Raw genomic sequence first — 22,671 nt, forward strand, 5'->3', positions numbered from 1 at the left:
AGCCGGAAGGTTGAGTCATTGAGATGTAGACCTCTTGTTAGTGGGTCATGTAGGGATAACTCTTGTGGTTGTCCCTCCGATGAATTACCTGCAATGAGGGGAGACGTTATGCCAGTTTCAATTCCTGATACAAATTTGCTGTCTTCCGGTCTTGCAGATGATAGTACAGATAAATCCTTTCAACAGATAGGCACGATCGTGAGAATTTGGATGCGGTTTCTGGTTGTCGTAGCATTCGTACTGGGAATAGCCGGATGTGGCGTGATTAATCTCTCTGGAAATGAACCACTTCCAGCAGTTCCTTCTCTAGCGACGCCGCAACTACCAGACTGGATTGAAGAAATTAGTCCGACTGGGGAGGTTGAACCTTTAGCGCAGATTCGCATCCGATTTAAAGATGCTTTGATTCCTGTTGAGAGTCTTGATAGCCCCGATCAACAGCAAAAGCTAAAACAATTTGAGATTTTGCCACCACTAGCGGGGCAATTTCGATTTTTGACGCCGCGAATGGTGGGATTTCAAACCGACAAAGCACTGCCGAAAGCAACGAGAGTCAGAGTCACTCTGAAAGCTGGTTTGGCGGATCTAAAAAATCATCGTTTGGATAAGGATTTAGCGTGGACTTTCAATACCGAACCGATTAAACTAACTAATTTACCGACTACTAATCCTGAAAATCCTGATAATCAAGCGATCGCTCTAAAGCCAACTATAAAATTCAACTCAAATGTAGAACTGGATATCGCTTCAATCCAAGAGCATTTGAAGCTAATTTCGGAAGGAAAACAGAAGGATATACGGCTGAAAGTTGACTTAGAAAAAAAAGAGACACCCTCAGAGAATGAACAGCCACAGGAGAAACTTGACCCTTCAACCCGCAACTGGACATATAATTTAGTACCGCAGCAGACTTTAGAAAAAGCGACTCGTTACCGCTTAGAATTTTCTCCGGGTTTGCGTCCTACTCGGGGTAATCTGCCCAGCGAGATGTCTTATGTTAGTCAGCTAGCTACTTATTCGCCTTTGAAATTACTGATAATTAAATATTACGGAGTACCCGATGCCGGAGGAACTTATGGTCGGTTTGTCAAAGGAAGCCCTCAACTGCAATTTAATAACGGGCTTGACGCAGATTCAGCGATTGAGAATATTACTGTAACTCCTGCGCCAAAAGAAGCTATTAAACTGGTTCAAGTTCCTGATGGAGAAAGTCTTGTTAATCTCAATCCTTGGGCATTAGAACCTGCCACTACTTATACAATTACTGTCGGTAAAAAACTCAAGGATAAGTTTGGGCAAACATTGGAAAAGCCAGTTACTCTGAAATACGAAACAGGCGATGTAGCTGGAGATATTTGGGTACCGTCAAATCTAAATATATTCCCATCCGGTAAAGATTTACAGTTAAATCTTTCTACTGTAAACTTGCCAGAATCAAAGTATAAAGCAGCTTATCGGGTATTGCAGCCGACAGATTTAGTTTATGTAGATTCTGCTTATCCCAAAGGCGATGGGAATGATTTATTACCGAATCCCAATTCTTGGCAAAGTGTCAAAGTATCGAGTAAGAAAAATCAGTTAATTGATGTGGCTGTTCCCATCCGAGAGAAACTGGGTACAGGTACGGGAATGTTAGCTTATGGGGTTCAGGCGCGAACTAATCGTTATGAAGAAAATGGTAAGCAACAATGGCGCGAACCGACGACTTATGGAATGGTAGAATTGACTAATTTGGGAGTGTTTGCACAGTGGTTCCCAGATTCGGGATTGATTCGCGTGCATCATCTCTCAGATGGTTCTCCCGTAGCATCTGCACCTGTAGAGATTTATGAGTCGAAATTAGAGGCAAAATCTCGTCCTCAACCCGTACCTTGTGCATCAGGGAAAACGGATGAAGCGGGGACATTACTATTGCGTCGTGAGGATATGCAGCAATGTACAAAATCCAGTTCTGGATTTGAACAAGGGCCTAAATTGCTCGTAATTGCCCGCGAAAATCAAGATTGGGCATTTGTCCGCACGGAAGAATATAGCGGTGCTTATGGCTATGGCGTTGATGCTGGATGGGATGATGGGAAGCCAGTCTCACGGGGGGTAATCTTCTCGGATAGACAGCTTTACCAGCCAGGGGAAAAAGCATCGTTTACGGGTTTTGCCTACTACTTACAAAATGGCAAGATTCAGCAGGACAAAAATGCTAGTTATAAAGTCACTCTCCTAAATCCAGATGGTAAAAACACGGATTTAGGTACTCAAAAAACCAATGAATTTGGAAGTTTTTCTCTAGAAATGCCGTTTAAGACTAATCAACCGCTTGGCTATTATTCGATTCAAGCGAAAGGCAAAAGTGGTGTAGAGGTTTTGGGTGACTTTCGCGTTGCCGAGTTTAAACCGCCTAATTTTAAGGTTGAGCTAAATCTAGATAAAGAATTTGCTCTAAAAGACCAGCAAGTTGAAGCGAAATCCACGAGCAATTATTTATTTGGTGCGCCTGTAGAAGGCGGGAAGGCAGAATATTACGTCACGCGATCGCAAGCTGATTTTAAACCGAAAGGGTGGGAGCAATTTTCTTTTGGGCGACAGTGGTTTTGGCCTGAGGAAAGTCCGACTGTTTCCAGTGATGTGTTGCAATCAAACCAGGTATTAGATGGTAAGGGGAACAGCCAAATTGTCAAGATAGCGAAGGATGTGCCTTACCCGATGACTTATCGGGTGGATGTACAAGTCTCCGATGTGTCGAATTTGTCAGTATCGGATTCTAAGACGTTTACGGTATTGCCAAGCGATCGCTTAATCGGTTTACAATCCAATTTCGTCGCGGATGCGCTTCAAGCTTTCCCCGTCCAAGTTATCGTCACCGATCCTACCGGCAAGGCGATGGAAGGGCAACGGGTGCGCGTGGAACTGCAACAGATGAAATATAGCAGCGTCACGCGGGTGGTAGAAGGCAGTAATACCGCTAAAAATCAGGTCGAATATAAGACAGTTTCACAGACAGAAGTAAAATCTGGAACCAGTCCTCAATCTGTCTCTCTTACACCTCCGGAATCGGGTTCTTACCGGATTAGAGCAAACTTTGCAAACACCAAGGATGAAGTTACCGCAACTGATTTGCAAATTTGGGCGACGGGTGGCAATGCGGTGAGTTGGGGAGAAAGCGATCGCGATCGCTTAGAAGTCAAACTTGACAAAGACACCTATAAACCGGGTGAAACGGCTACCGCTTTAATTCAATCTCCTTATCCGGAAGCCGAGTTATACTTTGCTATCGTCCGCGACAAACCCCTGTACAAGACAATTACCAAAGTGAAAGGGGGTGCGCCGCAGATTCAATTCCAAGTAACGCCGGAAATGTTGCCAAATGCCGCAGTAGAAGCGGTATTAGTTCGCCAAGGCGTTCCCCTAAGCCAAGTAGAACCCGGAAGCTTAGAAAACTTGGTGCGGATTGGGTTTGCTCCTTTTAAAACTAACTTGGATGATAAGTATTTAAAAGTCCAAGTTACCCCCATTCAAACGCAACTAGAACCGGGTGTCCCAGAAACCGTACAGCTAGAACTCAAGGATGCACAAGGCAACCCAGCACAAGGACAGTTTACCGTCATGGCGGTAAATGAAGCGGTGCTGCAACTGAGCGGTTATCGTCCGCCGGATTTGGTGCAGACTGTTTATGCAGAGCAGCCGATTTCAACTCGATTTAGCGATAATCGTCCTAATGTGGTGGTGCAACCAACCTCAATGACGAAACCGAAAGGTTGGGGTTATGGCGGGGGACAATCAGCAGGCGCAGCAAATACCCGCACCCGCAAGGATTTCCAAGCCTTAGCTTACTACAACGGCTCGGTTCTCACAGACGCGACAGGGAAGGCAGAGGTGACATTTAAGTTGCCGGATGACTTGACAACATGGCGGGTGATGGCAGTTGCTACCGATGGTAATCTGCACTTTGGCAACGGCGAAGCGACATTTATCACGACGAAACCGCTGCTGTCTAACCCCATCTTGCCGCAATTTGCACGTCCGGGCGATCGCTTGGAAGCTGGCTTATCTGTCACGAACAATACCCAACAAACCGGAAATCTGGCAATCAATGGTGTGGCGAATGGTTCTCTTCAGTTTGCAAATAAACCCGCTAATCTGCAAACCAAAGCAGAATCTGGCACTCGTGCGTATCGCTTTCCTATCGTGGCAGGAAGTGCAGGTAAATCTCAGGTGAAGTTTACCACTCAGTTGAATGGAACCGCTGATGCGTTTGAAGTGCCTTTGGAGGTGAAAGCGCTAGAGATTACCGAACAAGTCGTAGAAAGCGGTACAACTACGAATCAGGTAAAAATTCCCCTGAATGTGGATAAAAAGGTTGTCCCTGATGCGGGAGGTTTGGAGGTTTCCCTTGCCAGTACGCTGATACCGGAAATTACCGCACCAGCGCGTCAAGTATTGCAGGATGAGCAATTGCCATTTTTGGAACCAGCGGCGAGTCAATTAGCGATCGCATCCAGCTTGCAAACGCTTTCTCAAAAATACGGTCAAACCTTTGCACAATTCAATCCGACTCAACAAGCGAACCAATCTCTAGAACACCTACAAAAACTCCAGCAACCGGATGGTGGATTCGCCGCTTGGCCTGGTCAACAGAAGTCCGATCCGTTAGTATCTCCTTACGCAGCTCAAGCTTTGGCAAGAGCCTCGAAAGCGGGACTGACGGTGGAACCGAGAATGGTGTCTCGCTTGACGACTTACTTGAAGAAAATTCTTGCAGATCCCGGTCAATATGATTTTTGTAAGCAACCACTCTGCAAGAATCAGGTGCGGCTAGAAGCACTCTCTGCTTTGGCGGAACTGGGAGAAAAGCGTAATGACTTTCTTGCAGACATCTACGCACAACGCAGTCAATTCGATCCGGTTACGCAGATTAAGCTGGCGCGTTACCTATCTCAGTTTCCAGAGTGGCAAGAAGAATCTCAAACTCTGTCGAAACAATTCCAGCAGAATATTTATCAAACGGGTCGCACTGCTACGGTAAATTTACCCCAAGGTTTATCTTGGCTCAACTCGGCAACAACAGCGCAAGCTCAAGCTTTACGCCTTGCGATCGCGCAAAAGACTAACCCAGAAATCCTGGATCGGTTGTTGCAAAGTCTCCTGACACTGCGACGAAACGGCACTTGGCAGAATACCTACGACAACGCTCAAGCACTCACGGCTTTGGTGGAATATAGTCAGACGCAGCCAACACCGCCTAACTTTGCCGCAACGGTGAAACTCGCTGGCAAAAAATTGACATCGGCGCAGTTTAAGGGATACACCAACCCCAGCCAGGATCTTAAGGTGCCGATGACCCAGTTGCCACGCGATCGCCACGATCTGATTGTGCAAAAATCTGGTCAAGGCACGTTGCACTACTTGGTTGCCTACCGCTATCGCCTACAGGGAAATCAACCGGGAAGATTTAACGGCTTACGGGTGACACGCGAAATCCGTCCCGCTAATGAAGAAAAGGTGTTGCGAAAGCTCAGCCTCTATGCTTCTGATGAGCCGTTGACGGTGAAAAGCGGTCAGGTGTTTGATATCGGTTTGGAGATTATTACCGATCGTCCGGTGGATCGTGTGGTCATTACCGATCCGCTCCCAGCCGGGTTTGAGGCAGTCGATGCGAGTTTCCAAACTTCTACGGCTGCATTACAGGCAAAAGAGGATAACTTTGGCTTCAAGACGATTTATCGCGATCGCATTGTTGCCTATAGCGATCGCCTGGAAGCTGGAGTTTACTCCCTGCACTACCTCGTCCGTTCTGTCACTCCAGGTACCTTTCTATGGCCTGGTGCAGAAGCTCATCTACAGTATGCCCCAGAAGAGTTTGGACGCTCAGCTTCTTCTACTTTGAAAGTGTCGGATTAGAGTAGTTCGGAAATTGACATTATGTTCTCTCTCCTGGCTCTTATCTAAATCCGCCTAATTACCCAAAATACCCTGAAACCCCACCCTGCGCTCGCCTGCGGCTGGCTCCGGCTCCCCTCCCCGCAAGCGGGGAGGGGTTGGGGGTGGGGTTCCAAGACACTACTCTCCAAGCCAGATTTTTGCCTAGTTTTGCCTTTTGTGTAACTTTTGCCTTTTAACTTTTGCTTGTTTGCCGATTAGTTTTGCCGCGATCGCCCTTTCTTTGCAAAGATTAGATTGTTTGCCACAACGGCAGTTATGGCGAGATCGAGACCTAAGTAAATTTATTAGGGAAGCAACATGGCTGGAAAAACAATAAATAGTAGTGCCAGTGGTTTTCTGGTTGTCCTCTTGCCACTGGCGTTTGCGATCGCCTTCCTGTTTGTAGCATGGCCTGTAGTGCTGGCACTGGTGTTGGTGGGTATCTGTTTAAGGCTTTGGCAAAACTATCAATGGCAAAAGTGGAGCCAGCAAGTCAATCCCTTTTTCCATCAGCTAATTCAGGAAACCCAAGGGCGCGTTACAGCACTCGACTTGGCAATGAAAGCGAATCTCTCTGGAGCAGCAGCGCAGCGGTACTTGGATACAAAAGCCCAAGAATTTGGAGCAAGTGCCCTTGACTATCAAGACAAAGGCAAAGTGTATTACTTTATCACTGCCAACACTTTAGGTAGCATCTTTGATGACAGCGAACCTTCCCGCCAATCTTATGTCAATGATGCTCCAGAAGCTGTGGCACCTGCCCGCAAAGAGCAGCAACCACAGGAATCAGCAGATGACGAGGAGTTTGAGGAACCTGAAAACGAACCCACTGACGAACAGAGGGCTTCTAAAGCGCTGATCCAATCCGAACTGGCAAGGCGGCTGGATGTTCATTCCAGTACCATTTACAAACGCAGAAGTGAGCCATACTTCGCAGATTGGAGCCAGGGTCGAGATCCGGAAGGAATATCCTGGAGATTTGAACCCGACAGTATGCTGTTTTTTCCCATCGAAACCGAGTCTTAAAAGGAAAGCTGAACCGGCTCCAAGGTTAAAGACAAATTTTCTGGAAAGAGGCTCAGTTTGGAAGGGCAAAAAGGGTAAGGGAATCATCCCTTGCCTTTTGCCGTCTTTAGGGGACCTGCTTGCCGACAACTTGCCTATAACACGGTTATCCCTCCCTAGAGGATTGAGAAGCATTAAGAAATTAAAATGATCCTTAAAAAAAAGGCAAAATAAGAAAACAAAGGTTAATAAAACGGGTTTGCATCCTACTGTGTCCAACCTGTCGAAAGCATTTATGAATGATCGAACCAAAACGGCCTGCGAATCAAGCAGTTAAGCTGGATACGAATTATCAACCTCGTATCTTTGATAAAAATATAAGCTTCGTGCCGCGTCAGATTAGCCCAAAACAATCCGAAGCACTGCGAATCATCGCTCGTCAGGTTGCGGCTCAACAAGAACTACGCCGTGGTTTGAACCGCTTAACCCGTGCCCCCCAATCGCACCCACGAGGGGAAGAACAGCAGGAGCGTTTCTTTACGCTCTCTGAGGAGCGCCTGCGCCTACTAGAATCCATTGTTATCAATGCAAATGACGCGATTGTCATTACAGAAGCTGAGCCATTGGAAGAGCCGCTTGGCCCCAGAATTGTCTATGTAAATCAGACCTTTACCCAAATGACCGGCTATCAACCGGAAGAGGTAATCGGTAAGACTCCCCGGTTGTTGCAAGGGCCGAAAACTGAGCGATCGCAACTCGATAAAATTCGTCAAGCTTTGTCACGATGGGAGCCAGTCAGAGTCGAGTTGATTAACTACCGTAAAGACGGTTCCGATTTTTGGGTAGAACTGAATATCTTACCGCTAGCAGATAGTACGGGTTGGTTTACCCATTTGCTAGCGGTGCAACGAGATATTACCGAACGCAAAGCTGCTGAGTACGAACTAAAATCCCATGCGCGGGCTTCAGCAGTCGTGGCGCAACTGGGGCAAGGGGCGCTCTCTGGCACCAATCTAGATACGCTGATGCAAGAAGCGGTGAAGCTGGTTGCCCAAACCCTGGAAGTGCCCTATTGCCAGGTTCTGGAACTGATGCCGGGAGGCAATGCTTTGTTCATGCGAGCGGGCGTTGGTTGGCAGGAAGGGTTGGTGGGTTCGGCAATCATCGGTGCCCACGATCGTTCCCAAGCAGGATATACCTTGCTAACGGGGAAGCCGGTGATTGTGGAAGACCTCCGGATCGAAACGCGCTTTTCTGGAACGCCACTGCTGCACAACCACCGCGCGATCGCTGGCATGAGTGTGATTATTCATAGTCAGGGGAACCCGTTCGGTGTTTTGAGCGTTCACACCCCTGACTACCGAAGGTTTACGGAAGACGAAGTTCATTTTTTGCAAGCGGTTGCGAATGTCTTGGCAACGGCGAACGAACGCCAGCTGGCGGAAGAGGCGCTGCGGGAAAGCGAAGAGCGGTATGCGCTGGCGGTTCGCGGGAGTAATGAAGGTTTGTGGGATTGGAACCTGAAAGCGGAAACCTTCTATTTTTCGCCGCGCTGGAAATCGATGTTGGGTTGCCAGGAGGATGAAATTGGCGACAGCCCGGAGGAGTGGTTTAACCGCGTACATCCAGAAGACTTGGAGCGAGTCAAAAGCGCGATCGCTGCCCATCTAGAAGGGTTGACTCACCACTTCGAGAAAGAATATCGGATGTTACATAAAGATCAAACCTACCGATGGATGCTTTGTCGAGGAATGGCGATTCGAGATGCCAATGACAAAGCCTACCGGATGGCAGGATCGCAGACGGATATTACCGACCGCAAGGTGGCTGAGGAACATCTCATCTATGATGCCTTTCACGATCCGCTGACAGGTTTGCCCAATCGAGCCTTATTTATGGAGCGACTGTCCCAGGCGATCGCGCGAACCAGAAGACAGCCAGAATATCTGTTTGCCGTCTTATTTCTAGATCTCGATCGCTTCAAAGTCGTCAATGATAGCCTCGGTCATGTCATCGGAGACCAGCTGCTGATTGCGTTAGCAAAGCGACTGCAAAGTAGCGTCGCTTCTTGCCTGCAAGCCTCTGTGTGTGGCAGCAATACTGTGGCACGGCTTGGGGGCGATGAATTCGTCATCCTCTTAGAAGAAATTCAAGATATCGACGTTGTAGAAGCGATCGCCAAAAGCATCCAAAAAGACCTCCGGCATCCTTTCAACCTAGACAGACACGAGGTCGTTGTGACAGCCAGCATTGGCATTACCTTAAGTGCAATCGAGCAACGAGGTTCATCAGGCACTTACAAAACTTGCCCCTACCCCGGAGACATTCTGCGTGACGCCGACATCGCCTTATATCAAGCCAAGGCACTAGGCAAAGCCCGTTACGAAGTTTTTACCACCGCTATGCACACTCATGCGGTGGCTCGCTTGCAACTAGAAAACGATCTCAGACAAGCCCTAGCCAGAACTGAGGTAAAAGACCGGCTTCAAACAAAAACTGTCAATTCTTCTGGTTACTCTTCACTCAGTCGTGAGTCCGCATCCTTCAGTCATTCTTTCCTGCTTCACTATCAGCCCATTGTCTGCTTCATGACTGGCAGAATTACTGGTTTCGAGGCACTGGTACGCTTGTCTCACCCGTTTCGCGGCTTGATTTCCCCAGTTGATTTTATCCCGATCGCAGAAGAAACAGGTTTAATCATCCCTTTGGGAGCGTGGGTTCTGCGCGAAGCCTGCCGTCAAATGCGGCTTTGGCAACAAGAATTTCCTGACTTAGCGCCATTAACCATCAGCGTTAATCTTTCCGGCAGGCAGTTTTCCAAACCTAATTTAGTCGAGCAAATTCAGCAAATTCTCCAAGAAACCGAGTTACCAGCACCAAGTCTAAAACTGGAAATTACCGAAAGTGTGGTGATGGAAAATGCTGCCGCCGCTACGGCTAGTTTAGAGCAACTAAGCAACTCCGGAATTCAACTTAGTATTGATGACTTCGGAACCGGCTATTCTTCTTTGAGCTATTTGCACCGCTTTCCGCTCAATACTCTGAAGATTGACCGCTCCTTTGTTAGCCGGATGGATGCAGGCGAAAATTCTGAGATTGTAAAAACGATTGTTACGCTGGCTCATCATCTGGGATTAGATGTGATCGCAGAAGGTGTAGAAACGGCGGCTCAGATGGAACAACTGCGATCGCTACGCTGCGAAGCTGGGCAAGGATTCTTCTTTTCCAAGCCACTAGATAGCGAATCTGCTAGAGCATTAATCGCCGCAATGCCCCAATGGTAAGACCATTCAAAATCATCTTATTTTTAATTTTTCTGAGTCTGCTAACTATTTATAAAATCCCTCAACGATCTTTGCACTTGTGGTAGGTTGATGTAGACTTTGGCGGCTTCAATTAGATTCATGACATTTGCCGGACTCGCATCATCGATATCGTCACTCAATCGTTTCCCAGTCAACTTGCTATCGAGTTTAAATTGCAAGCGCAAGTAACGACTATCCTCATCAATCACCTGTTTAGCAATGTAACTATTAATATCTGACGAAGCATCAAAAATTACATCAAGAATCGGGAGTGCCCACTGAATCGCACCCCATTGTTGGGCACTTTCAAGCGGAATTGCGCGGGTAAGACTTCCCGTACCGAGGGATAAAACTGAAATTTCGTGGGGTTTATAACCTAACCGCAGGGCTTCAGCGATCGCGCAAGCTGTGGGATTATTTGCCCCAACACCACCGTCAATCACCGAGTATACGTTAGTAATCCGGTAAGCAGAAGTATTATTAGGCACTACGTTCCACGGCTCATCCACAAGCGCCATCCGAGTCCCGCCTCTGTAACCAATGATGCTACGAATCTGACCGCGTCCCGCCCCGCCGATGATTTCAATTTGCATTTGATTGTAATCACCATTGTCTTCTGCGGCTTCTTGCCCTAACGTAATCGAGTTTGTATCTCCGCCTTGGGCAATCCCTTCTTCTTTTTTATCCAGTCTATAGGCAGGAAAAAAAGTTGGGGCAGAAGCAGAACAGAGGCACGCTTCCCATAAGGGAAGTTCAGCAAATATTTTGCGCCAGCTTTTAAAAATAATCGGTTCTCGCTTAATTGTGTCGTAGGCAGTAATTAAGAGTTTTGTTGAAGTGATATCCGACAGTTTTTTGTATTTAAATTCTTCTTTAAGAGATTCAATCAAACCTTTGTTTGAGTATTTAGGGGCAGAAGGGCCGTACTGAAGAAGCAACCCTACCCGTTGCGCCGACCAAAGGTTTCGGTAGGGAAAGATTCGAGTCCCTTTGTTCTGGTACACATCCACGATGTCCTGGGCTGTGCGATCGCTAGCAATCGACGCCGCCAAAATTGACCCGGTAGAGGTTCCTGCAATTAAGTGGAAGTATTGGCTTAAGGGCTGACCGATAATTTTCTCAATCTCCGTCAGCATCGTTGCCGAAATGACACCCCGGATACCGCCCCCGTCAAAGCTCAAAATGCGAAAAGTCACGCTTGTTTCCCCACAAAAAATTGCTGTCAAATCTAATCGCTAATTGCTCATCCTTCCTTGTTTACGGGTCTTCTACCCATTGCCCTTTTGATTCGCCCTCGTAATGTCAATCGTAATTTTGCCGCCAAAGTCTGGAATCGGTGCGCCCGGTTTCGTTAACCGCACTTGGACTTGTGACACTTGTTTGAATTCTAAGATGGCATCTGCGATCGCGCTGATTAACTTTTCTACGAGGGCAAACTTAGCGGTTTTTACCAAATCCTTCACTGTCGAAATCACCGCGCGGTAATCCAGAGTGTCTTCTATGGCATCGCTGATGCCTGCTGGTGCCAAATCTAGCCACAAAGTTACGTCTACTTCAAACCATTGCCCCAATACCTGTTCTTCTGGTAAGTAACCAGTGTAGCCGTAGCAGCGAATTCCTGTTAGCTGAATGCTATCCATTTTGTCAAAAACTTAATTTCCTTGCTACTTCAAACCTGAGGAGCCAAAATTTCTCCTAAACTTTGCTCCGGTATCTTCGTTAAATCTTCAAGATTCTCAATGATTGTGGTGCAAATATCATCTAATGGTAAATCATTCGGATCTCGTCCAAAAGGATTTTCAATTTCATTACCGATTTCTTCAATCCCAAATAAAATAAAACTAATTATACCGACACCTAGCCCTGTCCACCAGCCGGAAGTATCGACAAGTTGAAAAGGTAGTGCGAAGCCATAGATCAGCAACAGTCGCTTTAGGTAAATCGCATAAGCTAAAGGAATGGGGGTTTTTAAAATGCGTTCGCAGCCAGTTAAAGCTTCTACCATTTGATCTAGCAATCCATTCATTGCAGCTAACTGATTATTATTTAAGGAGTTCCGCTCGTGTTGCTGCTGTAGGTAATCCCCAATCCAAAATGCTATCTTTAGCGGAGGGTTTTTAACGCTTTTGAGCTGAAGAAATTGCGATGGAGTTACTATCTCTTCTAACTCGTCGTTTAAAGCCTCTTGTCGCAACTGTAACTTAGTTGCGATCGCAAAGGCTCCTAATAACCGCATCGCTGTTGCTTTATCCTCTCTATCTGTTGATTCTCGTTCCGCAACCGATACTTGAATTTGCCGCGCTAAATTGCGGACGTTCACCACCAAAAGCCCCCAGGATTTGCGCCCTTCCCAAAACCGCTCGTAAGCCGTATTTGTCCGGAAAACCAATAATAAGCCTAAAACCAGATTATAAACAACATTAGTAACCAGATTATCTAAAAGGTTTCCAGCGATCGGTAATTTAAAATAATCGAGAATAGAAACGAAAAAACCAAACCCTCCACACAAAAGAACGCGGGGAAAAATAGTCGGTGCGACCGATCCCCTCAACTGTAAAGCCATTGCAAACCAGTTTTTATTCTCAATCGTCATGCTGCTGTTTATTCACTGAAGCAGAAAAAGATTAAATCATCGTTATCGCCTTCATTCAACAATATCTTGCCGAGTGCTGGCAACGATATCAAATAGCTCTTTCTGTTCTGTCAGAGGAACTTCAAACTTATCTAAACTTTGTTGAAAATCCGCCAGAAATACTTCCCATTCTTCAGGAGAAATTTTTAGGTGAGCATGAGAATCGTGCATTGAACGACCCGTATATTGTTGCGGACCACCTGTCGCCCAGCAAACCATTTCTGTAACCAGATACTTGAAACCTGCTTTTGACACTCGGTGATGTGCTTCATCTACAAGAGGATTTGCATTCAATTTCGGGTCAACCATGATTCTGTCAATGAAATCATCGACTACGGCTGCAATATTGTAAACACCGCCCAGGCGCTCATAAAGTGATAGTTGTGAGTTCATAATGGCTTCTTCTTGAATTAAATAATTCCTGAATTCTCCTTGGCAACTGGCAAGGTTAGCGATCGCTCGGTAAGCATTTTAAGGTTTTAAAAAACCTCAATCCTACTTTAAAGTACACCCCAGCACTCGCGAATAAAATTTTTCCTGGGCTTCTGTTGGAAAAATTTATCTTCGACCTTCACTGGGCTGCTTTCGGGGGTGAGAAAATTTAGGGAGATTCTCCGCCGAGTATTTCTACTACACCTAGATTCGGTGTCTACAAATCTCGATGAGTAAAGAGTTTGGCATCTGCACCGCTGTAGGTGGCAGCAATATGCCCATCGCCTGCGATTTGATATTTGTATGTCACCAGTCCTTCTAAGCCTACAGGGCCGCGAGGAGGCATCATTTGAGTACTGATTCCCACTTCTGCGCCTAATCCGTAACGGAAGCCATCGGCAAAGCGAGTTGAACAGTTATGAAAGACTCCAGCAGCATTGACTTGTGCCAGAAAATTAGTTGCAGCAGCAGTATCTTCTGTCACGATGGCATCAGTATGCCGAGAACCGTAGGTATTAATATGGTCAATCGCTTCTGAGAGAGAATCCACAATTTTGATTGAGAGAATTAAATCGCTGTATTCTGTCGCCCAGTCGGCTTCAGTCGCCTGTGTAATGTTCAGGATTTCGCAAGTGCTTTCATCTCCTCGCAATTCTACATTTTTTGATTGCAAAGTATTCGCAACTTGCGGTAACAATTCCGATGCGATCGCTTGATGCACTAGCAGAGTCTCCACAGCGTTGCAGGCGGCTGGGTAATGGGTTTTGGCATCTACGGTAATCGAGATAGCTTTTTGCAGATCCGCCGCTTTGTCCACATAGACGTGACAAATCCCTTCGGCATGACCCAAAACAGGAATGCGAGTATTTTCTTGCACAAAACGGACAAAAGAGTTAGAACCTCTAGGAATAATTAAATCTACAAATTGATCTAATTTCAGCAGTTCTAAGGTTTCCTCTCTCGTTGTCAGCAATTGCACTACATCTGGATTTACTTCAGTCTTCGCTAATCCCTGGCGAATCGCTTTCACCAGCGCTTCACAAGAACGCACCGCTTCCTGTCCGCATTTGAGGATAACACCGTTGCCAGATTTGATGGCAAGAGTGGAAATTTGCATCACTGCATCGGGACGCGCTTCAAAAATCACTCCCAGAACGCCTAGAGGACAGGTAACGCGCTTGAGAATTAATCCCTCATCCAGTTCCCGGTGAACCTGCACTGCGCCCACGGGATCGGGCAGACGCCCCACATCTCGCACCCCCGCGATCGCGCCTTTTAGCTTTGTTTCATCTAACTTCAAGCGAGCGTAAAGCGGTTTGGGAATTCCTGCCGCCTCCGCTGCCTTGCAATCTGCCGCATTCGCCGCCACAATCTCTGATGCTGAGGATTCTAGCGCTTGCGCGATCGCTTCAATCGCTTGGTTTTTCGCCTCTGCGGACAACACTGCCAAGCTTCGCGCTGCTTGACGAGTTTTTTGAGCGATCGCACTTAAGGACATGGAAGCAATCTGGGAAGTCATGGCTCTGAATCAAACGCCTACGTTCAAGCCAAAGTTTAGCAAAATGTGGCTTCTGTTTAAATTCTAATAGATGGGATGCCTGAGTTTAAATCGGATGAACCTAAGGCTAGAGATAGGTTTACTACTTTTTAATTGATTTATAAATTAAATTTATTAGCTCGATTTTAGCTCATTTTAATAAATTCTTAATTGTTGTTTGTAAAATATATAAGTAGTATGAAAATAAAATTTTCAGAAAAATTACAAAATATAACTTAAATGAGTATACATCAAAAAAAACTGTTAGTTTCTGCTAGCCCACCCGCAGATAAACAGTTGCAATCTAGACAACAGTTACGGATTGATTTGGCTCAAGAGTGCCAAAAATCCCAGCAGTTACGAGCTGATGGCGTTAAAAAGCGCCAAAAATCCCAGCAGTTGCTAGCTAATTTGCCTAAAACCTGTCAAAAATTACAGCAATTGTTGGCTAATAGTGCTGAAGAGTGCCAAAAGTCGCAGCAGTTACGGGCTAGTTCAACTAGAAGTGTTCCGGTCGAGCTGTTAGACATTGATTTAGACATTGATTTAGATGAACGCCTCCCCGCGATAGACTTGCCCTTAGATTCATTAGAGTATTTCGACGCGCTTGTGCAATCGCAGTCTGACGTAGAGACTCGTCTCCAAATGGTAGATCGATTGCAGTTAGACTTAGTAGAAAGTTTGCGATCGCTTGAGGACTCCCTTCAGCAATTTCCACTTGATTTAGGTAAATCTCTGCTGAAAGAAGAGCTGTTGATAGAAAATCAGCAGCTAGATGTCTTAGATAGAGATATCCTCCAAGAGTCTTCCGATAGCCCTGAGTGCGGAGAAATTGTAAAAGTTATTGACAAATTTCTTGCTCAATATTTAAGCGGAGATTACTCAGAAGATGATGAATCTACCGCCAGCAATACTCTTTGAGTATTGCTGGCGGCGATTAAATTTTTTATTTAGTTTCATCCCCATAAACCCGGTTTCTTCGAGAAAGCGGGTTTTTCATTTCAATGGTTCTATCTTTTGGTAGATGAATTTCTGAAATTTTCCGAAACTACTGTGACAAACCGTGTATCTAGCGAGTATTTGGTCAACCAATACCGCTGCTCCTTCTTCAGGGAGATGCATTATGTCACTCGAAGCCGGATTTGACGCGCTCAAACAAGGACGATATCAAGAGGCAGTTCCGTTGCTCAGGCAATACTGCCATTGTTCCGATGCTCGCGCTAAAGACTACCTGAGAGGTTTGATGGGGCTAGCGAAAGCTTATCAAGGGAGCGGGCAGACCCAAAAAGCGATCGCGCTTGGTTTTGTCTTCCCATCCCTGTTCTAAATTTCGGAAATTTTCTTCATCCAACCTGTAGTTTCAAAAAGGGCGAACACTGCAAGCGCACGGTTCGCCTTCTTCTTGGTGCTGAGGAACTCAAACCGGCAAACCAGGTGCTAGAAAATTTCATCGCAAATTTATATAAGTATTGTTTTCCTATGAAGAGTATATGAAGTTACATAGATTCAGTATTTTGACGGAAGATAATCGAATCCAATGACCTCTAAGTTAGGTAAAGAACAGTCAGGAAGTGGGCTTCAGAAAATGAGTGCAGTTTCAAAAAATGGGTGGGATTCCTGGAGAATGGCATCAATCGCGATCGCTCGGAATTCAAGAGCATTGGAACAGCTATCGGAGAAACTGACTTCAAAGTACACAGATTCAGAGATGGCTGGGATATGGCGGCAGGCACGGTTGGTGCTAGCAGAAGAAGATGAGTGCTGGCTGGAAGAAGAACTGTATCGCATCCTCATTCAGGATTCCCAAATCGCGGCTTAAAAATTTAGCGTTCCTTGTTTAATTCGCCCGAAGCTGCTAACTGAGCTTTCGCTTGTTGCCAAAGCGTTTCCAACTCATCTAATGTGTAATCAGAGAGGGGACGGTCGGCAAAAGCCTCCATTTTTTTCAGACGCTGAATAAATCGCTGATTCGTTCCCTGTAAAGCTTCTGAAGGATCGAGATCGTACCAACGGGCAAGATTAATCACCGTAAATAATAAATCTCCCAGTTCCGCTTGCTGATGGGCTTCGTCTTCCTGTTGCAGTGCCTCTTCAAATTCTGCTAACTCTTCGTGAAACTTCGCCCACACGCCCTCAATATTCTCCCACTCAAACCCAGCCGCAGCTGCCTTTTGAGAAATTTTCATCCCTGCCATCAGTGGCGGCAATGTGCGGGAATAACGAGTCAGTTTGCGACTTAGCTGTTGCGCGTCTTGAGTCGTTTCTCCTTTTTCTGCGGCTTTGATTTTCTGCCAATTTTCGTGGACTTCCTCCGCAGTTTCGACTTCAACCTCTCCAAAGACGTGAGGATGACGGCGGATCAGCTTTTGAGTAAGCCCCTGAACGACATCGGTTAAGCTAAATTGCCCGGATTCGCTGGCAATCTGCGCTTGCAGCACCACCTGTAGCAATAAGTCCCCCAGTTCTTCAGCGATCGCATCTTTATCCCCAGTGCGAATCGCATCTACGACTTCATAAGCTTCTTCGATGACATACGGGGTAAGGGTTTGGGGAGTCTGCGCTAAATCCCACGGACAACCTCCATTGGGCGATCGCAACTGGGCAACAATCTCAATCAACTGTTGCAGGGCTTCTAGTGCAGTTTGAGGCATGGGATGAGCAGATTCTGGGGAATTTGGCATAAACGAAAATTCAGTTTGTCTTTCGATCTTACCTTCGCGTCCTCTGCGTCTTGGCGGTTGGTTTCTTGACTCTACGCTGACTCACTTTGCCGGTTCGCTTCCGAGTCTTCACTCGCTTAGGCATCACCGCCTTCAATCCACTTTTTTTAAACCGCTTGTAGGCAGAACCCCCCCAGTCACTGAACGAGTGACTCATTGCACCCAACTCCAAACCCACAAACAGCGCTATCCATTCAGCTGGGTATTGAGTAAGCGATCTCTCTACTTGATTCGCTATCACCTGCCAAGTCCACCCGACACCCCAGACTAGCTGTAGCATCCCTAATATCAACAATCCCACGAGAAAGAGCCAGCAGGAGAGATAAAGCGATCGCACGATTGTCCCAATTGCCAACCCGTGGGAAAAAACCGAGCGGTGACGTAAACACTTCTGGTAGGGTATCCAAATCCACCGCAACCAGCCCCAACGCTGATAAGGACGGGAGTTTAGATCCAAGTCTGGGCTAAACATCAGCCCGCTGAATAAAAATCCTCCGGAAACAATTAACGTCAGATCGCCACTGCGAGTCAGCCCGAACGTCATGCCAGCCACCCAAGGCAGGCACCATAAAGTAATGCGATCGTGCGTCCGACCAGAGGGCATCCGTTAAAATTTGAGATTTTTTAAAATTTATTCTGTTTGAATAGTAGCAGCAGCAGCGTAATCTGCTATTATCTAAAAAGTGTCTGAATTTGGGCGGTTAGCTCAGTTGGTAGAGCGCCTGCCTTACAAGCAGGATGTCACTGGTTCGAGTCCAGTACTGCCCATTAAAAATTGTATAGTGACTAATTATCTGTCGTTGGTGACAGATGAATGTCATTGAGCCAAATTCAGCTTCATCCAGATTCCTTTGGAGAAGCGAAGGGATGCGAGAACTTCGGAACCACAATAGCACATTATGGAATCGAGCGATTGGAGTCGTCGGTTGTGCTGTCTTGGAGCTAATGTGCTTCGCGCACACTTCGTGCTTGCCTTAAGAACATCAGAAGCTTTGAGCGGTAAAGAGTCAGCATGAAGGAACTCCAAAGATGTATGAGAAGAAGAGTAATGCGCTATGCGATTGTGATTGAAAAGCTGGAGAGCAACTATTCAGCTTATGTTCCAGATTTATCTGGATGTGTTGCAATAGGTGTAACTCTTGAAGAGATGGAACAGCAGATCAAAGAAGCGAGCGTTTTTAACTTAGATGGTTTGCGAGGTGAGGGTTTACCCATTCCCGAAGCAACTACTCTGTCTGAATAGGTTGAACCTTGTTGAGAGAGCATGCTTTAGGTACACGTCGCGCTCACTTTTGCACTGGGTTAAGCTAATTGGTAGTTTCTTTCTTTGTATCTACTTATTTATAACGGTTGTATATCTTTTGCTTTAATTCTTGACACTTATTATTACTTTTGAAAAATATTCCTATCCTAGTAGAAGGATGTTCCTTCTGCATAAACTCATGAACTGCATTTGTTATATTGGTAATGATCTTAGGTAAAAATAGTTCGTAGTCTTCAGCTTTAAAGTCCGGATTGAAAATATTAATTTTTTGTTCTTCCAGGGATTGAAAAACAAGATGTAAAATAAATAAATTTGCATGATTTGCAATCTTATCAAATGATTTTGACTCTTTACTTCGGACTTTCAATTCGTTTTCAACTATTCTGTATACTTCTACAACTCTCCAAAGTTGAATAGAGGAAATACTATTATTAAATATAATTTTATACAAGGTACTTGATGTATCTCCCCAAATTTCAGAGATATCTTTCTTGGCAATAACGGATAGTCCTAAGTCTGGATTAAAACAAGCCAAAGCTATTGTAGCTTCACTTAGCGTACAAGAGTTTTCATTACTAACCATTTCCGCTGAACGTTTATAGAAATAAATTTTATCTTTATCCCAAGCTTTTAGTTCTTGCGCTAATCTTTGCTGAGTTGGGTCCAAAGCTACAAAATCTCTACTTTCTACAGTATTTTGAGTATTAGTTGCCTTAGTTATCTTCATTCCAAAGTCATCAGAACACTTTTCAAGAGAAATTAATCTAATAAATATCTGTGCTTCTTCTAACTTTTCTTCTAAATCTTCTGGGTCGTCTTCATAAGCCCTACCAATGCTACCTATAGTTTGTGCGCCATTAATAATACTAATACCTTTAGCAAAAAAATCATCGCTCAGCCTTTTTGTTCCCTTAGTTTTCTTCTGCAACTCTTGACATAAAACAGTCACACCATTATTGAAGTACCAAAACAATGATGGCTCTTCTTTTATAGTTCGGATGATTTCATCATTAGCTTGAGTTTGATCTATAAAGTCTCTAAGATTTTTAGCAAATAATTTGTTTTTGTGCTTTAACCACAATTCAGCTAGTTCTAAAGCATTTATTTGTCCGTAGAAAGCTGTATGTGGATCGTCTATTTTTCCCCAATTTGATAAATTAAACTCAGCTTCTATATTTAGCCTATTGGCATTTTCTACAGCAGCCTGATAGGCTATATCTTTGTCAAACACTTCATAACTAAAAGCACCTTCGTCATTCTCATTTAAGTCTTTAACTACATTTTCTAAGCATGTTCGACTTGTCTTTTAAAGACCCTGCCCAGTATGGCTTATAACAAGTTTTACTTTTAGCCCAATGCTTGAAAGAGCTTTTTCTATTTCGTGCTTTTTCTTAATAATTTTAATATTAGGTCTATCCAGATTCTCGTTAATGAGATTTCTAACACCAGTTGCAAATGTATTTATCCCGCTATAGTCTGGTTGCCCACTTCCTTTTTGAATCCATTTAGATTGAATCAACCAAAGCACATTATTGTTTTTATGCCAAAAAATTGCATCTATTCCATTATCACCGTTTCCATCAACAATTGATTGTGCTGCTTCATTGGGACTTATATCGGCTAAAAGGTGTAGACTATATGCTGCAAGACCTCGGCTTAATAAGGCAATATCCTTGTCAATTCGTGTTCCATCTAAATCTGATAAATCAATCAAATTTTTAAACAGATTTCGGACTTCTCCTTGAATTTGCTTAACTATGAATTTGTTATCGCCATTATTCATTGCCATAAATCCGAATTCTGCTTTGATAACAACTACTCTATGCTTCTGCTACATTTTAGAATCTTGTCTTAGGTTGCTTCCACCGCTTTGGACATTCGTTAAGAATGTTTACAGTCTTTGACTGACAATCCTTGTGCTGAATGGGCTAACCAACGCACTTCATCAGAGCGAAATTTTCTTTTTCGCTAAATTGCGAAGAACATCTGCGTTTCGTGAGTGGCAACTTTAATTAATAGAAATCCTTTTATTGAAGAGCTTTCTGATAGGCGGTCATCCCTCTAAAGGGAAACTGACACCAGTTGCAACACCTATCCTCCCACAACACCAGGATCTTAAATCTTGCTCATACCTGGGACACCTCGATAACAACCTCAACCTATGCCTCTCACACCCTGCGTTGACTTGAACTGGCACTCCATCCGATGGCAAGGCGACTCGGCATATGGAGAAGTGTAAAGCGAAGCTATCGCGCTAGCGAATGGCTCATTCACTCCCTCGCAACTTTAACCTCAATGCTTGCCACTCCTCAATCTGCTGTAACTGCTGTTTGGGCGATCGCGTTTTGTATGAGATGAGGGCGCGATCGCATTTTGCCTGATGAGTGTGATCGCAGTTAATCCAGCAAGAGACTGCTGAAGATTGCGATCGCAATCTGGCATCGCGATTAATTTACAATACTTTACTCAGCGGGTGCCGATAAAAGGACACGCTTGGCGCAACCTGCACTGAGAACCAACGCCCAAACAGCAGGCATTCTTGCGATCGAGTTGATCCCTATTCCTTCTACAATTGAACAATTCAGAATGTCCAGCAGGACTTGCTTTTGCGCGAGAGGGAAAATGAGCCATCGTCCGATTATTCTAGGCATTGTTGGTGACAGTGCCGCTGGGAAAACAACACTAACACGAGGAATTGCTCAGATATTAGGTGAAGACAATGTCACCATTATCTGTACCGATGATTATCACAAGTACGACCGAATTCAGCGTGCAGAGAAGGGAATTTCAGCACTGCATCCTGACTGCAACTACTTGGATATTATGGAGCAACACCTGTCCCTGCTTCAAAACGGACAGCCCATCCTGAAGCCGATTTACAACCACGACACGGGGATGTTCGATCCGCCTGAGTATATCAAGCCGAGCAAGTTTGTGATTGTTGAAGGGCTTCTCGGTTATTCAACCATGAAAACCCGTGACTATCACGATGTAAAAGTTTATCTAGCACCGCCTGAAGCTCTACGCGCTGAGTGGAAGATCAAGCGAGATACGATGAAACGGGGCTATAACGAAGAACAGGTTCGCGAACAATTGAGAAAGCGCGAACCAGACTCAGAGGAATTCATCCGTCCCCAGCGCCAATGGGCAGATATCGTGGTGAGTTTCTACCCACCTACAGACGCGCCAGAGGAGAGCAGTTCACACCTGAATGTGCAATTGGTACTCAGACCGACGATTCCACATCCAAGCTTGACCGAGATTTTGAACCCAAGCAGTCCTAATTACAAACCGGCAATTCGCCTGGAACTTGAGCGGGATATGGGCAAGCCGGTTGATGTGCTAGAAATTGACGGTCAAGCAACCAGCGAACAAGTCAAAGATTTAGAGCGGATGCTGTGTAACGACATCCCCGATTTACTGCCTTTCTGTAGCTTGGACGGCACCCCCAATCTGGGTACTCTCGTCGGGACAACTGGGGAAACGCTCCAAAGTTACCCTCTGGCACTGACTCAGCTACTAGTTGCCTATCATATGCTCAAAGCTGCAAATATCCACACAGTAAAGAATTAAAAAATTAAAAATGCAAAATTAAAAGTTGAATTTCTCAATTTTTAATTTTTAATTCTTAATTGTTTTGTTCTTGGCGCGATCGCAACTCTCACGGCACTATCGGGAAAACTAGATATAGTCTTTCCCGGTGCATTTATGACCTATTGCCTCAGAATTGCAGATATACCCCTTAGCGAACGTCCTCGCGAACGATTAATGGCGCAGGGAGCCAAAAATCTTGCAACCGCTGAGCTAATTGCGATTTTGCTGGGCACAGGTCAAGGGGCCGGGAAACTTTCCGCTGTCGG

At 45.3% G+C, this 22,671-nt stretch carries 19 protein-coding genes and 1 tRNA gene; 10 read left to right on the top strand and 10 right to left on the bottom strand.

All coding sequences use genetic code 11. The annotated features are described in order from the left end of the window. Positions 1-210 precede the first annotated feature (210 nt). The 3 genes from NDA06_RS14995 (at position 211) to NDA06_RS15005 (ending at position 10,205) form a co-directional block, all read left to right on the top strand. The gene (locus NDA06_RS14995) at positions 211-5,895 is read left to right on the top strand and encodes an alpha-2-macroglobulin (protein WP_190986778.1); all 5,685 of its coding nucleotides are present in this window, start codon (positions 211-213) and stop codon (positions 5,893-5,895) included. Positions 5,896-6,234: 339 nt separating this feature from the next. After that, positions 6,235-6,942, top strand: coding sequence for a hypothetical protein (locus NDA06_RS15000; RefSeq protein WP_190986775.1), 708 nt, complete (start codon positions 6,235-6,237; stop codon positions 6,940-6,942). A 278-nt stretch (positions 6,943-7,220) separates the two neighbouring features. Continuing rightward, positions 7,221-10,205, top strand: coding sequence for an EAL domain-containing protein (locus NDA06_RS15005; protein WP_348251763.1), 2,985 nt, complete (start codon positions 7,221-7,223; stop codon positions 10,203-10,205). Between the two features lie 41 nt (positions 10,206-10,246). Here the strand turns inward: NDA06_RS15005 and NDA06_RS15010 are convergent, their stop codons facing one another. The 5 genes from NDA06_RS15010 to NDA06_RS15030 form a co-directional block, all read right to left on the bottom strand. Further along, positions 10,247-11,422, bottom strand: coding sequence for a patatin-like phospholipase family protein (locus tag NDA06_RS15010; RefSeq protein WP_190686716.1), 1,176 nt, complete (start codon positions 11,420-11,422; stop codon positions 10,247-10,249). Between the two features lie 72 nt (positions 11,423-11,494). Beyond that, on the bottom strand, positions 11,495-11,866 hold the full coding sequence (folB, locus tag NDA06_RS15015) for a dihydroneopterin aldolase (RefSeq protein WP_190410036.1): 372 nt from the start codon (positions 11,864-11,866) through the stop codon (positions 11,495-11,497). A 29-nt stretch (positions 11,867-11,895) separates the two neighbouring features. Next, positions 11,896-12,819, bottom strand: a complete 924-nt coding sequence (locus NDA06_RS15020; protein ID WP_190986653.1) for a bestrophin family ion channel — start codon at positions 12,817-12,819, stop codon at positions 11,896-11,898. Positions 12,820-12,870: 51 nt separating this feature from the next. Then, a complete protein-coding gene (locus tag NDA06_RS15025; RefSeq protein WP_190440463.1) occupies positions 12,871-13,251 on the bottom strand; it encodes a group 1 truncated hemoglobin in 381 nt (126 codons plus the stop codon). 256 nt (positions 13,252-13,507) lie between these two features. Next, complete coding sequence (locus tag NDA06_RS15030) at positions 13,508-14,809, bottom strand: glutamate-5-semialdehyde dehydrogenase (RefSeq protein WP_190527153.1); 1,302 nt, start codon at positions 14,807-14,809, stop codon at positions 13,508-13,510. A gap of 258 nt (positions 14,810-15,067) precedes the next feature. Here NDA06_RS15030 and NDA06_RS15035 point away from each other — a divergent pair, with 258 nt between their 5' ends. The 3 genes from NDA06_RS15035 (at position 15,068) to NDA06_RS15045 (ending at position 16,646) form a co-directional block, all read left to right on the top strand. Further along, the gene (locus NDA06_RS15035) at positions 15,068-15,748 is read left to right on the top strand and encodes a hypothetical protein (protein ID WP_190986654.1); all 681 of its coding nucleotides are present in this window, start codon (positions 15,068-15,070) and stop codon (positions 15,746-15,748) included. Positions 15,749-15,950: 202 nt separating this feature from the next. Beyond that, a complete protein-coding gene (locus NDA06_RS15040; RefSeq protein WP_190986655.1) occupies positions 15,951-16,154 on the top strand; it encodes a tetratricopeptide repeat protein in 204 nt (67 codons plus the stop codon). A gap of 210 nt (positions 16,155-16,364) precedes the next feature. Beyond that, positions 16,365-16,646, top strand: a complete 282-nt coding sequence (locus NDA06_RS15045) for a hypothetical protein (RefSeq protein WP_190430758.1) — start codon at positions 16,365-16,367, stop codon at positions 16,644-16,646. A gap of 4 nt (positions 16,647-16,650) precedes the next feature. Here the strand turns inward: NDA06_RS15045 and mazG are convergent, their stop codons facing one another. Beyond that, positions 16,651-17,508 carry a nucleoside triphosphate pyrophosphohydrolase gene (mazG, locus tag NDA06_RS15050; protein WP_190986656.1) on the bottom strand — a complete coding sequence of 286 codons (858 nt, stop codon included), beginning with the start codon at positions 17,506-17,508 and terminating at the stop codon, positions 16,651-16,653. Between the two features lie 28 nt (positions 17,509-17,536). Then, positions 17,537-18,151 carry a metal-binding protein gene (locus NDA06_RS15055; RefSeq protein ID WP_190986657.1) on the bottom strand — a complete coding sequence of 205 codons (615 nt, stop codon included), beginning with the start codon at positions 18,149-18,151 and terminating at the stop codon, positions 17,537-17,539. A gap of 91 nt (positions 18,152-18,242) precedes the next feature. Here NDA06_RS15055 and NDA06_RS15060 point away from each other — a divergent pair. Together NDA06_RS15060 and NDA06_RS15065 are read left to right on the top strand one after the other, a co-directional pair. Then, positions 18,243-18,315 (top strand) — tRNA-Val (locus tag NDA06_RS15060). A 280-nt stretch (positions 18,316-18,595) separates the two neighbouring features. After that, positions 18,596-18,790, top strand: a complete 195-nt coding sequence (locus tag NDA06_RS15065) for a type II toxin-antitoxin system HicB family antitoxin (protein WP_190986668.1) — start codon at positions 18,596-18,598, stop codon at positions 18,788-18,790. 94 nt (positions 18,791-18,884) lie between these two features. Here the strand turns inward: NDA06_RS15065 and NDA06_RS15070 are convergent, their stop codons facing one another. The 3 genes from NDA06_RS15070 to NDA06_RS15080 all read right to left on the bottom strand — a co-directional run bounded on the left by NDA06_RS15070 (position 18,885) and on the right by NDA06_RS15080 (position 21,245). Next, on the bottom strand, positions 18,885-20,042 hold the full coding sequence (locus NDA06_RS15070; protein ID WP_190986658.1) for an AIPR family protein: 1,158 nt from the start codon (positions 20,040-20,042) through the stop codon (positions 18,885-18,887). Between the two features lie 75 nt (positions 20,043-20,117). Further along, entirely contained in the window at positions 20,118-20,600 is a 483-nt protein-coding gene (locus NDA06_RS15075) for a hypothetical protein (RefSeq protein ID WP_190986659.1), read from the bottom strand. Between the two features lie 477 nt (positions 20,601-21,077). Beyond that, positions 21,078-21,245, bottom strand: a complete 168-nt coding sequence (locus tag NDA06_RS15080) for a hypothetical protein (protein WP_190986660.1) — start codon at positions 21,243-21,245, stop codon at positions 21,078-21,080. Positions 21,246-21,433: 188 nt separating this feature from the next. Here NDA06_RS15080 and NDA06_RS15085 point away from each other — a divergent pair, with 188 nt between their 5' ends. Then, positions 21,434-22,384, top strand: coding sequence for a phosphoribulokinase (locus tag NDA06_RS15085; RefSeq protein ID WP_190986661.1), 951 nt, complete (start codon positions 21,434-21,436; stop codon positions 22,382-22,384). A 135-nt stretch (positions 22,385-22,519) separates the two neighbouring features. Continuing rightward, positions 22,520-22,671, top strand: a 152-nt coding sequence (locus NDA06_RS15090) for a UPF0758 domain-containing protein (RefSeq protein WP_348251764.1), incomplete at its 3' end; no start/stop codon positions are given.

This window comes from Trichocoleus sp. ST-U1, from assembly GCF_039961835.1.
GTDB lineage: Bacteria > Cyanobacteriota > Cyanobacteriia > Cyanobacteriales > FACHB-T130 > FACHB-T130.